The organism is Pseudomonas sp. S3_A09 (genome assembly GCF_054668065.1).
Genome location: NZ_CP162752.1, coordinates 2,870,181 through 2,883,390, shown reverse-complemented (window position 1 = coordinate 2,883,390; position 13,210 = coordinate 2,870,181). Strand labels below are relative to the sequence as shown.

Annotated in this window: 10 protein-coding genes; 4 read left to right on the top strand and 6 right to left on the bottom strand. The window is 59.9% G+C overall.

The window, feature by feature from the left end; translation table 11 throughout:
- Positions 1–251 precede the first annotated feature (251 nt).
- The 3 genes from AB4N92_RS13585 to AB4N92_RS13575 are packed head-to-tail and all read left to right on the top strand — an operon-like array spanning position 252 to position 3,593.
- Positions 252–1,598: a CHASE2 domain-containing protein gene (locus AB4N92_RS13585; protein ID WP_044286475.1), complete on the top strand. Its 1,347-nt coding sequence runs from the start codon at positions 252–254 to the stop codon at positions 1,596–1,598.
- A gap of 37 nt (positions 1,599–1,635) precedes the next feature.
- The gene (locus tag AB4N92_RS13580; protein ID WP_010214029.1) at positions 1,636–2,001 is read left to right on the top strand and encodes a hypothetical protein; all 366 of its coding nucleotides are present in this window, start codon (positions 1,636–1,638) and stop codon (positions 1,999–2,001) included.
- 14 nt (positions 2,002–2,015) lie between these two features.
- Positions 2,016–3,593, top strand: coding sequence for a M48 family metallopeptidase (locus tag AB4N92_RS13575; RefSeq protein ID WP_044286474.1), 1,578 nt, complete (start codon positions 2,016–2,018; stop codon positions 3,591–3,593).
- Positions 3,594–3,596: 3 nt separating this feature from the next.
- On the opposite strand, the gene AB4N92_RS13570 is transcribed toward AB4N92_RS13575, so the two are convergent.
- The 3 genes from AB4N92_RS13570 to AB4N92_RS13560 all read right to left on the bottom strand — a co-directional run bounded on the left by AB4N92_RS13570 (position 3,597) and on the right by AB4N92_RS13560 (position 6,041).
- Positions 3,597–4,298 (bottom strand): SDR family NAD(P)-dependent oxidoreductase, encoded by a 702-nt coding sequence (locus tag AB4N92_RS13570; protein WP_010214032.1) that lies wholly within the window; start codon positions 4,296–4,298, stop codon positions 3,597–3,599.
- 20 nt (positions 4,299–4,318) lie between these two features.
- Positions 4,319–4,522: a tautomerase family protein gene (locus AB4N92_RS13565; protein WP_010214033.1), complete on the bottom strand. Its 204-nt coding sequence runs from the start codon at positions 4,520–4,522 to the stop codon at positions 4,319–4,321.
- A gap of 202 nt (positions 4,523–4,724) precedes the next feature.
- A complete protein-coding gene (locus tag AB4N92_RS13560) occupies positions 4,725–6,041 on the bottom strand; it encodes an OprD family porin (RefSeq protein WP_010214034.1) in 1,317 nt (438 codons plus the stop codon).
- Between the two features lie 411 nt (positions 6,042–6,452).
- Here AB4N92_RS13560 and AB4N92_RS13555 point away from each other — a divergent pair, with 411 nt between their 5' ends.
- Entirely contained in the window at positions 6,453–8,540 is a 2,088-nt protein-coding gene (locus AB4N92_RS13555) for a TonB-dependent receptor (protein ID WP_236266982.1), read from the top strand.
- Between the two features lie 38 nt (positions 8,541–8,578).
- Here AB4N92_RS13555 and AB4N92_RS13550 read toward each other — a convergent pair whose 3' ends face one another.
- The 3 genes from AB4N92_RS13550 to AB4N92_RS13540 form a co-directional block, all read right to left on the bottom strand.
- Entirely contained in the window at positions 8,579–8,797 is a 219-nt protein-coding gene (locus AB4N92_RS13550) for a hypothetical protein (protein WP_010214036.1), read from the bottom strand.
- A 234-nt stretch (positions 8,798–9,031) separates the two neighbouring features.
- Positions 9,032–10,138, bottom strand: coding sequence for an agmatine deiminase (gene aguA / locus AB4N92_RS13545; RefSeq protein ID WP_010214037.1), 1,107 nt, complete (start codon positions 10,136–10,138; stop codon positions 9,032–9,034).
- 121 nt (positions 10,139–10,259) lie between these two features.
- Positions 10,260–13,160, bottom strand: coding sequence for an aminotransferase (locus AB4N92_RS13540; protein WP_183703033.1), 2,901 nt, complete (start codon positions 13,158–13,160; stop codon positions 10,260–10,262).
- Positions 13,161–13,210 lie beyond the last annotated feature (50 nt).

Here is a 13,210-nt window from a genome sequence, read left to right as displayed (position 1 = left end):
GGCAGTTTCAGCCATAAATAAGTCATTTAATTGACGGCGCTTATTGATCATTACGTTGTCTTCGCGATTGGCTATGCGTCCGAGGCGGCGTTCAGTCGCGCCTGTAAACCCATGCTGGACGCTCGCCACGCACGAACATTGCTGAGAGCCCGCGCGTGCGACACCTATATGGCACTTAGCCACCTTTTTTCATTGACACCCCCTCCCCGCTCCGTTAAAAACCCTGCCTTGCTTGTGCTTCTAATCGAGACATGGATTTGTCGACCCCACCGCTTTTTAATCACCGCCGCTACTGGCTCGCGGCAATCATCGTGCTACTGGCGGTCCTGGACCCTTTCGGCCTGGCCAGTTCCAGCGACAAGGCGTCAGCGCAGTGGCTTAACCGCATGTTCGCCAGTCACTATTCCAACGAAGGTCAACAACGCGTGGCGGTGGTGGTGATCGATGACGCCTACCTGATGCGCAACGGCACCTCTTGGCCGATGCCCTACGGCGAGCAGAGCAAATTGTTCAAACGTTTGCTGGCGTACAAGCCCAAGGCTGTTTTCGTGGACTTGCTGTACAGCCATGACCATTCTTTTGGCGACCCGGCGCGGGGCAGCCAGCTACTGGCAAATGTGTTCGAGCGTTATCAGCGCCAGGGTATCCCGCTGTGGCTGGCGAATACCGGCGTCGTGCGAGGAGAGGCGGGCCAGGCCAACACACTGCAACCCTTCGCCGAGGTCAGCCGCCCAGGCCTGGTGGCCTGGGAAGGCGTGGACGACCAGTACCCGTTGGCAGTTCAGACGCCACTAGGGCTTATGGAAACACCAGCCATGGTGCTCTACCGCGAACTCTGCAGAACGCAGAAGTGCCAGTCGCCGCCGGTGGATGCCCAAACCGCCGCACAGCGGCAGCCGATCGCGGTGCAGTGGGGGCTGAAGCTGGCGCCAGAGCAAGCGCGTATTGCTGATGTGCGCCACTGCGCGCCGGCGCGGCATTTTGTCCTGGATGGACTCGCACAGTTTTTCCAGGCGGTGTTCTGGAAACTCGACGACTCGGCCCTGGCCCGCTGCCCTTATACCCTGACGGTGTCAGCCAGCGACTTGGAAGTCAGCGACCCGCAAGACCAGGCATTGCTCACCGAGTTATTGCGCGATCGCCTGGTCCTGGTCGGCGCCAATATCACCTCCACGGGAGACTTGGTGGACTCGCCGGTTCACGGCCAGCTACCGGGCGTGTACCTGCACGCCATGGCCTTGGATAACCTGATCAATGCAGGCATGGACTACGCCCATGAGCCCGCCAACTTTCCCGGCCTGCCCTTCAATTGGCTGGACCTGCTGGAGCTCGCCCTATTGGCGTTGATCGCCGTGCTCAAGGCGCTGCATGCGCGACGGCTGGCGGGTCACCGCCCCTGGAGCCGTTGGCGCCGCCGCGAGATCCGGTTTTTTTCTTCGCCGTGCCCGTCGTGGTTGTTAGTGATGTCGGTGCTTGCCCTGATGAGTGTGTTGTTGAGCGTCAACAACATCACCCCGGTCAACGTGCTGGGCATCGTATTGCTGTCATTGGTGCTGTTCAGCGAGCGGATCGAAGCCTTCTTCGACCGAGATCGCTGAGTGTGCCGCTCAGATGTCTGACTCAAGGAACCCAAGGATGAACAGAAGCCTCATTGTCTTGCTTGCCACCCTCTTTACCCAGGGCGCCTGGGCGGAAACCCACAGCATCAAGGCATTCCTCGCCGACCCGGTAGCGGTGCTCGATGAGCAAGGTAAACAACAGCGCGAGTTATCGAAGCAGGAAACGCCTACGCAGCCCTTGCCGGTGTTGCAGTACAACAAGGCGCTGGACTTGGTGCAGGTGGAACTGGCCGGCCAGAAGGTCTGGTTGGACACGATGGACCTGCGCATCGAGCCGCCGCTGAACGTGGTGGACCTACCCTGCCAAGGCCTGACCAAAAGCCAGACCAAAGACAGCCGCAACAACTCCACCATTGGTTTTGGTGCCGGCTGCAATCAATAAAAAGGAGCGCTGCGGTGAAAGGATCTCTATGGGCGGCCAGCCTGCTGGCAAGCACGCTACTCAGTGGCTGCGCCACGTTGAAGGGCGCCGATCAGGCGTTCATGAATCTGGTGGGACCTTCGACCCAATCCCGGGTGCAGGGCCATTATGTGGATAACACAGACGTGCGCCCGTATTACAAACTCGACCCGCAACGCCAGAGCCAACAACGCTTGAGCTATGACGGACGCACAGTACCCGCAGCCGAGGCTCGCCAGCAGAACCTGGTGGATATTCCGATGCTGCAGGTGTATCTGCAGGGTATTGTCACGCGCTTATCCAAGGGCTGGCCGGGCGAGTTGCCGGCCTTGCAGGTAAAAATCACCGACAGTTACAGCTTCGGCCCTTCGGCTGACCCTTACGGAAATGTGTTCGTGCCCCTGGGCATGCTGGATAACGTAGGGAGCGAAGACGAAATCGCGGCGATGCTCGGTCATGAGATGAGCCACGTATTGCTGCACCACCACGATCGCATGGCCGCCTTCCAGCAGCAGAAAGAGATGTTCACCACGGTCGCCTCCACGGTCGCGTTGGCCACCATGGCTGCCGACACGGGCGTGGATCGCAGTTCCGGCACGATGAAATTGTTCAGCAAAGACCCCGCCGGCACCCAGAAGACCATCGGGAATACCGTGCTGTATACCGCGCTGGCCAACACGTTTTCCGACCATGTCTGGAGCACCGCCTGGGGCCGCACCCAGGAAGACCAGGCCGACTTGCTTGGCACTGACTTGATGATCCGCGCCGGTTATGCACCGCGTGCCGCGACCCACAGCCTTGAACGCCTCAGTGATTTTCAGGGCAAGCAAAAACCGTTGCTCACGGGCTTTCTGACCGCGCGTAAAAACGCCATGCAGGATTCGCTGCAGCAGTTCAACCTGAACCGGTTTACCCAGGAACTGGATGTGCTGGTCAAAGACGGCCTGACCACCAGCATCACCGCGACCGCCCAGTACTTCAATCGCTCCCATATGTCGGCAACTGATCGCGACACCGAGTTACGCCAGTACCTGCAACGCGAGTATCGCCAGGAGCGCCGTGCACGGATCAACACGCAAAGCTGGACGAAAATGAAGAGCACGCCGCAAGTGGCGAAAGCCATGCAAGGTTACAAGGATGCCTACTTCGCCAACGACGCCCTGGAGAAAAACAAAGTCCCAGACGCTGATGGGTTCATCCGCAAAGCCTTGGCCTCTCCCGTCAAAGACCAACCCGGTATCCGCCGCACCGCCTACACCGTGCGACTGGCCCAGGGCCGGAGCGGCGAAGCGCTGAAAGAGCTGCAAGCGATCAAGGACTGGAGCCTGGCGGGCCCCTCCACCTTCGACCTGATGATCAGCTATCACCTCAAACGCGGAGATGGGCAGTCGGCGCTGGCGATGATCGACAAGGCGGAACGTCACCTCGGCTCTGAAGAACTGTTCATTACCGAGAAATTATTGGCTAACCAGCAAGTGCAAAATGCGCAGCAGGTGCAAACCGTGCTGCGCAAGTGTGAGCAATATCCGGCACGTAAAGAGAACTGCAAAAAACTCGTGCCGGCCAAAGCCTGACGTTTAGTGACCGGCGCTTTGCCCACCGTCTACATGCAGAATTTCGCCGGTCACAAACCCGGCGTTCTCCAGGTAGACAATCGCCTGGGCGATGTCACTCACCTCGCCCATGTGCCCGACCGGATGCAATTGCCCGAGCGCCGCGTGGGTTTCCGCGCCGTGCATCGGCGTCTTGATGATCCCCGGGCTCACCGCGTTCACCCGGATGCCACGTTTGGCGTACTCGATCGCCAGGGACTTGGTGGCCGAATTCAGTCCGCCCTTGGTGAGGTTCGCGAGTACCGACGGCACGCCGTCAATCGCGTGATCCGCCAGGCTGGTGGTGACGTTGACGATGTGGCCGGCGTTGTTTTTTTCCATTTCGGCAATGGCGAGTTGGGTGATGTAAAAGAAGCCGTTGAGGTTCACCGCGAGGACGTTGGCGTAGTCCTCTTGCGTGTAGGCCGTGAACGGTTTGGCGACGAAGATACCGGCGTTGTTGATCAGGCTGTCGATGCGCCCGAAGGTGGCCAGGGTTTCGTGGATGACGCGCTGGGCGGTGGCCCGGTCAGCAATGTCGCCGGCGACGGTGAGGATGTCCGGGTCGGTGGATGGCTGGATCGAGCGCGAAGTAGCGACCACGCGGTAGTCGAGGGCACGGTAGGCCTGGACCACGGCAGCACCGATACCTTGGGATGCGCCGGTGATGATGACGACTTTCTTCATGAGGATTCTCCAGTAGGGATTCAGGCTTGGGATTTGCGGTATTCGGTGGTGGTGATACCCGCATAGCCCCAGTTGTCGGTGTCGACTTCTTCGATGACGATGTGGGTCAGATCGGGGCGTTTGTGCAGGACGCGTTCGAGGGTTTCGGTGAACTCGGCGATGACCTGGGCTTTTTGCTCCGAGGTAACGCCGTCACGGGTGATGCGCAGGCTGACAAAGGGCATGGCAGGGACTCCAGTGGCCGGCCATCGGGGTGATGGGCGGGCAGTGAGGTCAATTTAGGCTTGCGTCGGGGAGGGATAAAGGTGGGGCCGAGTACTTCATTCGTACTGCGGTGTAACAAGACCGCAGCGCACTAGCGCGCATAAAAAAACCCCGAACCAGTCGGGGTTTTTTTCGCCTGGAATCAGGCGCGACGCCGGATCATTAGAAGACGTTGATCGGGTAGTCGGCGAACAGACGGATTTCGTTACCGCCCACGTTGTACTGGTCGGCGTTATTGGACACGCGCAACCACGACGCACGCGCACGCAGGCTCAGGTCTTTGGCTGGACCGCTCTGTACGACGTATTTGAACTGGTTCCAGATTTCACGCTCGGTGCCATCGCCACGGTTGGTACCGTCGTCAATGTTGGTACCGCGCACGTAGGCAACGTTGTAGGTCAGGCCCGGTACGCCGAAGGTGGCGAAGTCGATGCCGTAGCCAAGCTGCCAGGAACGCTCGTCCTTGCCGTTGAAGTCGGACCAGTAGGAGTTCGCCAGCAAGATGGTGTTACCACCGTCACCGATGCCGCCAGCGTTGCGGTAGCCGCCGTAGAGGTAGCCGGTGTCGCCGGTGCTGCGCTGGTGAGCGACGGTGAAGCTGTGCGGGCCGACAGCCCACGTAGCGCCCAGGCTCCAGATCTTGTTGTCACGGGCGTCAGCGTCTTTCTGGTTTTCCAGGGCGAAGCTGCGGTCCAGCTTGGTTTTGTAGCCGTTGAAGTCAAACGTCAGCGACTGCTTTTCTGGCAGGGCCAGCACGTAGTTGACGTTGACGTATTGCTTCTTCAGCACGTCCTGCATATCGGAGGCGTACAGGGCAGCCGACAGGCTTTCGGTGAATTTGTAGCTACCACCGATGTAGTCGATGCTTTTCAGGCGACCGCTGTCGGTGCCTTCCATGCTCTTGCGGGCTTCTTTGGTGAAGTGACCTGCGTCCAGTTGCAGACCGGCGATCTCTTTGGAAACGATCGACGTACCGGTGTAGGTTTCCGACAACAGACGGGAGTTGTCGTACTGCAGCACAGGCACGGCCGGGAACTGATCACCGTACTTGAGCACGGTGTTGGAAACGCGGAACTTCACGGCAGCGCCGCCCTTGGCCAGGTCGTGTGGGGCCGAGCCAGGGTTGTTCGAGCCATCAGGGTTGGTAGTGCCATTGCCCTGTTTGAAGAAGTCGATACCGCCAGCGCCGGCACGGCCTTTACCACCGTCCAGACGGATAGCGTATTGGCCAATCACGTCCACACCCACACCAACGGTGCCTTGGGTGAAACCGGATTCGAGCTTGCCGATGAAGCCTTGGCCCCACTCGGCTTTGTCTTGCTTGCCGTTCTTGTAGTCACGGCTGATGTAGGCGTTACGTGCGGCGATGTTCAGGTGGCTGTCTTCGATAAAACCCTTCGACTGGTCCTGATCGTTTGCCATGGCTGTCGATGCGCTCAAAATCCCCAGAGCGATCAGACTCATCCGTTGCTTCAACATTTTCTTATATTCCTTATTCCTGGTTGAGTACGCGCTGTGACACCAGGCTCCATGTCGCTTTTTCTGGTGTCGACTGATTCCGGAAAAAAGAAGGCCCGCGGACGACTTAACAGGCCGCGGGCCTTTTTTTATTGGATGAGTCATGGCGGTTAGCCACAGGCGTTGGGCGCAATCCTAGTCGCGCCCGGAACTATGTGTCAATTTCGCGAATCGTCTGTATTTAGGCGAAATAATTCTAAGGAGGGACCTACAGCCGTTCTGAAAGCGACATAAAACCGCAGCAAAACAGGCAGGAAACACATCTAGTAACATATTTCAGGCCCGATACGTTTGGGAATGGATAACGCACGTAAATGCAAAGCATTACCATTAACGCAGTTTGCCTCCCTAACAATTCGGATACATTTCTCCATGCCTGCCCTTCGCCTGACGCCCATCACCCTTGGGCTCTCCGTTCTGCTGTCTGTCGGTTTTGCTTGTGCGGCCACTACCTTGCCTGAAACCTCGATCAGCGCCGAAGTTGACGAAGACGACCCACGCGTCAAAGAAACCAGCACCGCCACCCGCACCGCCACACCCGTGCGTTATGTGCCTCAGGCCATCGACTCAGTGAAGACCGAAAGCCTGCGTTCCTATGGCACTAATGACCTGGGCCAGGCATTGAGCGGCATCCCCAACGTCAGCAGCGGCGCCGACACGCGCTTCGACAGCGTGCGCATCCGAGGTTTCGACGCGAGCAATGACTTCTATCTGGATGGCATTCGCGACGACAGCCAATATGTGCGCGACCTGCACAACATCGAGCGCATCGAAGTGCTCAAGGGGCCGGCAGCCGTACTCTACGGGCGAGGCGGTCAGGGAGGAATCGTCAACCGCGTGAGCAAACTGCCTATGGCCGGGCACAAATCAAGCATCGAAGCCCAGGGTGGCAGCAACGATCTGCGCAGTGTGTACGCCGACCTCAGCACCGACCCCACGGATAACATCAGCCTGCGCCTGAACATGGGTAATCAAGACAACAACAGCTTCCGCGATGGCGTCAGCGGCAATCGCCAGTTGTTCGCTCCGTCCATGAGCTGGCAGCTCACGCCGGACCTGAACTGGCTGGTGCAATACGAATACAGCCGTTACAACCGCACGCCTGACCGTGGCATTCCCGGCGTCAACGGCCGACCCGCGGATGTCAGTCGCAGCACCACCTACTTTGATAACCGCGATTACATCGACGACAAAACCCAGTCGCTACGCTCCAAGCTGGCTTATCAACTCAATGACAACTGGCAACTGCGCCAGACCCTGGGCGTGTTCAAGCTCGACAGCGATTTCGACAATACCTATCAAACCGCCTATGTGCCGGCGACCCACAGCGTGACACGCCAACGCTGGCAGCAAGACCTCACCACCCTCAATGTCTTCAACAACGTCGAGCTGGAAGGTGGCTTCAGTACCTACGGCCTGGAACATCGCGTGCTCACCGGCCTCGAACTGGGCAGTCAGCGCCGCGATCCGAAGCTGTACACCGCCACCGCCGTCAACCGAGGCGGCCAGGCGGTGCCGAGCCTGGACCTCAGCCAGCCCAACCGCAACCTCAGCCACACCGGCCGTATGAGCCTGTCGAGCAACAACCACACCGAAGTCGAAAGCCGTGCCCTTTACGTGCAGGACCAACTGCGCCTGAATGACCAATGGCAAGTCCTGGCCGGTCTGCGTTACGACCGGTTCGAAGTGGACACCCAAAACAAACTGCTCAATACCCAGCAGGACGTCAAAAGCCACAGCACCAGCCCGCGCTTCGGCCTGGTCTGGACGCCACTGGAACATCACACCTTCTATGCTTCGTGGAGCAAGACGTTTTCTCCCGCAGGCGGTGGCTTGATCGGTATCACCCCCAACGCTGCCGGCAGCGTCAACGACCTGAGCCCCGAGCTGACCAAGCAGAAGGAGATCGGGGTCAAGAGCGACTGGCTCGACGACCGCCTGAGCACCACCCTGGCGGTGTACGAGTTGGAACTCTACAACCGCCGCACCAGCGACCCCCTGGATCGCACAATCACGCTGCTCAGCGGTTTGCAGCGCTCACGCGGCGTGGAGCTGACCGCCACCGGCAAGATCGTCGGCAACTGGTACGTGCGTGGTGGTGTCGGCCTGCAAGAGGCCACGGTCGAGAAGGATAACAACGGCTTTGAAGGCAAGCGCGTCAGCGATGTGGCCAAACGCAATGCCAGCCTGTTCATTACCTGGAAACCGGAGATGGGCTGGTACGCGGAAACCGGCTTGACCCTGGTCGGCGATCGCTATGCCGACAACCTCAACACCGTGGTGCTGCCGGGCTATGGTCGCTGGGATGCGTTGGCTGGGTTCCGCCAGAAGGAATGGGACGTCAGGGCGGCGCTGAACAATATCGCGGATAAAACCTACTACGCGTCGGCGACCAGTGTGGCGCAAATTCAGCCGGGAGAACCGCGTAGCGTGGTAGTGACGGGGACTTACAGCTTCTAATGCAGCGCCTCTCCCTGTAGGAGCCGGCAAGCCGGCGCCTACAGGCTCTTCAACAAATCGCACAACACGTGCACTTCATCCTCACTGAACAACCCCGCCGGATAACGTTCACTCATCACGCTGCGCCAGTCAGGCTGTTGCCTGATCTGCCGCGGGCCGTTTTCCCTCAACCAGAGCGCCAGCACATGGATCGCGTCGCCGTTGACCCGCAAAGGGTGGGACGTGCGCGTGTACATCAGGTTGATATCGGCATTCATTTCAGCGCTCTCTCCTACTGCGTGAGCGGCTAACTTACTCAAGGTTTATGACAGAACTGCGCAGTCATCGCCTTGGGCCACTGTCACACCGGCGATACAAGAGCTATGCCAATGTCTCGTGTTCATAGGCGTTTGGCCACAAAAAAGCCCGCGACCTGTCTGGGTCGCGGGCTGGTTGTGGACGCCTGAACCGATCAGCGCCGGTTCGTCGTCATGGTGCTGTTACAACTGCACTCAGTTTTTGTGCGGCGCTGGCTGTTGTTGGGTCAGGCAGTGGATATTGCCGCCACCCAGTAACAGTTCGCGGCCCGGCACCATCACTACTTCATGCTGCGGGAACAGGTCCTGCAGGATAGCCTTGGCCTGGCTGTCCAGCGGGTCGTCGAAGCTCGGCGCGATGATGCCACCGTTGACGATCAGGAAGTTGACGTAGGAACCCGCCAACCGCACCGTCGGATTACGTTCCTGGGTGCCGTCAACCGGGTCGACACCCTCACATTCTTCCTCGGTCGCGTACAGCGGGCCCGGAATCGGCATTTTATGCACTGTGAACGAGCGGCCCTGGGCGTCGGTGCTGCTTTGCAGCACGTCCATGGCGGCGTGACAGCGCGCGTAGTTCGGGTCTTGCGGGTCGTCAGTCCAGGCCAGCAGCACTTCGCCCGGGCGCACGTAGCAGCAGAAGTTATCCACATGGCCGTCAGTTTCGTCGTTGAACAGGCCGTCCGGCAACCAGATGATCTTATCCACAGCCAGATTGGCGCTCAGCACCGCTTCGATCTCGGCACGGTCGAGGTGCGGGTTGCGATTGCGGTTGAGCAGGCATTCTTCGGTGGTGATCAGGGTGCCTTCGCCGTCGACATGGATCGACCCACCTTCCAGCACAAAGCCTTCGGTGCGATAGCGTGGCGTGCGTTCGATTTCGAGGATCTTGCCGCCGACTTGCGAATCGCGGTTCCACGGCGAATACAGGCCGCCGTCGAAACCGCCCCAGGCGTTGAAGTCCCAGTTCACGCCGCGCACCTCACCGCTGTCGTTGATCACGAAGGTCGGGCCAGTGTCCCGTACCCAGGCGTCATCGCTGGACATTTCCACCACGCGGATGTTCGGCACATCCAGGCGCGCGCGGGCGTTTTCGTATTGACCGGCGGAAACCGCCACCGTGACCGGTTCAAAACGTGCAATGGCCTTGGCCACCGCCACATGAGCCGCCTGCGCCGGTTTGCCGCCCAGGCGCCAGTTGTCCGGGCGCTCAGGCCAGATCATCCAGACCTGAGTCTGTGGTGCCCATTCGGCAGGCATGCGGAAGCCATCGGCGCGTGGGGTGCTGTGCAGGGTGGTCATGGCGATCAGGACTCCGAATGGGGGTAAAGCCGACTTTATAACGGATAAAAATCGGCTTTAGAAGCGACAAAACATCATGGCTGATAACCATGAGATTATTTAGCCGATAAGAATCGACTATCTATAACTGTTCATCCAGCACTTTCGACAGCATGTCGACGAAGAAATCCACACTGTGTCGAGACGTGACCATCGGCGGCTTGATCTTGAGGATGTTCAAATAATCCCCCGTCGGTTGCATGAAAATCCCCAATTCCCGCAGGCGATCACACAGCAACGTGGTCTCTTCAGTAGCGGGTTCCAGGGTTTGCCGATCGCGGACCAACTCCAGTCCAAGATAAAAACCTGAGCCGTGGACAGCCCCCACTAACGGATGACGATCAATCAGTTCTTCCAACCGGGCCTTGAAATGCCCACCAACCACCCGGGCGTTTTCCCACAACTTTTCCTCTTCCATCACATCCAGCACGGCCATTCCGATCCGGCAACTCACCGGACTGCCTCCCGACGACGAGAAGAAATACCCCTCAGCTTCCAGCGCCTCGGCGATTTCCCGCCGAGTAATGACCGCGCCCAGCGGCTGGCCATTCCCCATGCCCTTGGCCATTGTAATGATGTCAGGCACCACGCCTTGCTCTTCAAAGCCCCAGAAAAAATGCCCCATACGGCCGTAACCCACCTGCACTTCATCGGCGATGCACACGCCACCCTGGGCGCGGACGAGTCCGTACACCTGCTGCAAATAGCCCGGCGGCAACGAGATGCCACCTGCATTGCCATACACCGGCTCGCAGATGAAACCCGCCAGTTGGCGTTGGCTCGCGGCAATTTTCGCCAGGTTGTGCTCCACGCTTCGGACGTAATCCGGCGCACTGTCCTGCCCGCGGAACTCACCGCGATACGTATTGGGCGCGGTCACCGGGTGCACCCAGTCCGGGCGGCTGCTCAACGCCTGGGGATTGTCGGCAATCGACGTGGACACCGCATCCGCCGCCACCGACCAGCCGTGGTACGCCTCCAGCACGCTGAGCATGTCGCGTCCGCCGCTGTAGGCCCAGGCCAGGCGGATCGCCAAATCATTGGCCTCGGTGCCGCTGTTGACCAGGAACACCCGGTCCATGCCCTCAGGCGCCAGCGCCAGCAAACGCTCGGAAAATTCGGCAACGGCCGCGTAATGGAAACGCGAGTTGGTATTGAGCAACGACCACTGCCGCGCTGCCACTGCCGCCATGCGCGGGTGACCATGGCCCAGCACGGCGACGTTGTTGAGCATGTCCAGGTAGGAACGGCCCTGCATGTCGATCAGGTGGTTGCGCCAGCCACGTTCGATGCGTGGCGGGTCGGCATAATAGTGCTTTTGCGAACGGGCGAAACTGGCGTCGCGGCGGGCCAGCAAGGCCTCAGGGTCCAACTCTGGTTCGGCGTCGCAGGCCAGGCCCAACAGCGCGGCCGGCGATGGGCACAGCGATTGCCATGCCTGTGCCCGTGACGGCGTGCAAAACAACGGTGCGGGCACGTCAGCACGGCACAGTTGCACAATGAGCGGGCCTTCGACTTCACCGATCACCTGGCCCTTGAGCACTGCGGCACCTGGCTGCAACAGTGCTTTCATGCCCCATAGCCACACGCTTGCCTCACTGCTGTGCACCTGAAGCCCACCGTTGGCGCCCGGTCGTACAACACCTGCAAACGGCGCTTCAACCGATGTCCCCAACGGCACGTGCAGTTCGACATGCAACGGGAACGTCTCTGGCTCAATCGCGCTGTCAGGCTGGGTCTGCGACAAACGGTATTGCCCATAGCGACTTGCCGCCAGGCCATGCACCGCCGCCGCCTCCTGCAACAGCCGTTGATCGACCCCCGGTTGTTCCCAGTTACCCGCTTCGAAATGCGGGCTGAGCACGCCCAGGTCGATCAACGCAAACTCACGCCCAACCAACCCCGGCAGCAACGGCGCAAAGCCTTGACTGGCGAGGGGTGCCGGCGCCTGACCGACGCAGCCCAGAATGGCCGCCTCCATCAATGCAAATGGCACTGACGTGGCTACATGGAAAATTTCCCACTCATGCTCGGCGTTTTTCAGCAGGTAGCGGTTATCCGGATCCAGGCGTTGCTGCTGCTCGCTGCTCAGCACCAGCACCGCCGCACGGGCGACGATCAGCGGCCACAGCGCCAGCAGTTCTTCGTGCTGCAACGGCGTGACCGCGTGGCAGGCCTGGATCGCCGGCAGGATCGCAAAGGGATCGCCGTCAGCATGATGCAGCAACGCCGCGCAAGTCACCGACAGATCGGCAATGCGCCAGGTGTGCACAAGGTCGCCGAAATCGATCACGCCCTGAATCTGCCAGTGCCGTTGCGCATCGCGCTGCCACACCACGTTGTCGTCGGTGATGTCCATGTGCACCGCCTGCCACGGCAAGTGATCGGCCAAGGGGCGGATACGCGTTTCGACCTGCTCGGCCACTTGCTCCAGTGCCAGGCGATGCGGCAGGTTTTCCAAGGTCGCCAACAGATGCTTGATCAATGCCTGGGCATGGCGCGGGTCCCACTGCAGCGTGCGTTGCAGGCCCGGATGCTCGAACCGCGCCAGCGCCTGGCTCATCCGCCCACACAGGTCACCAAACCCTGCGATCACCCCGCGCCCCAGGTGGGGCAGATGGGTCAACGGCTGGCCATCGATGTACTCCAGCACGCGCACGTGCAGGGCTTGACCGTCGAGGTTCAGGGTCAACAGCGCTTCCCCGGTCAAAGACTTGATGACCTTGGGTACGCGTACCGTCTGCAGCCTATCAAGCGCAGCGTGCTGGGCGTGCAGTTCAACAGCGTCGTAGTCGCCCCGACAGATTTTCAGAACAAACCGGCCGCGGGGGCTGTCGACTCTGTAGTTGAGGTCTTGCTGACTGCCCAATGATTGCAAGGTGCCAGCTAGGCCGTAATGTTGCGCGAGCAGTTGAGCCACCTGATCGGTGCCCACTTGCGGGCAGGGTAGACTGGCACGATGGATCAGGGTGGCGAGCGGCATTGTGACGACCTCGGTTTTTTTAGGCGTCTATATCGCCATTGTTCTGGTGG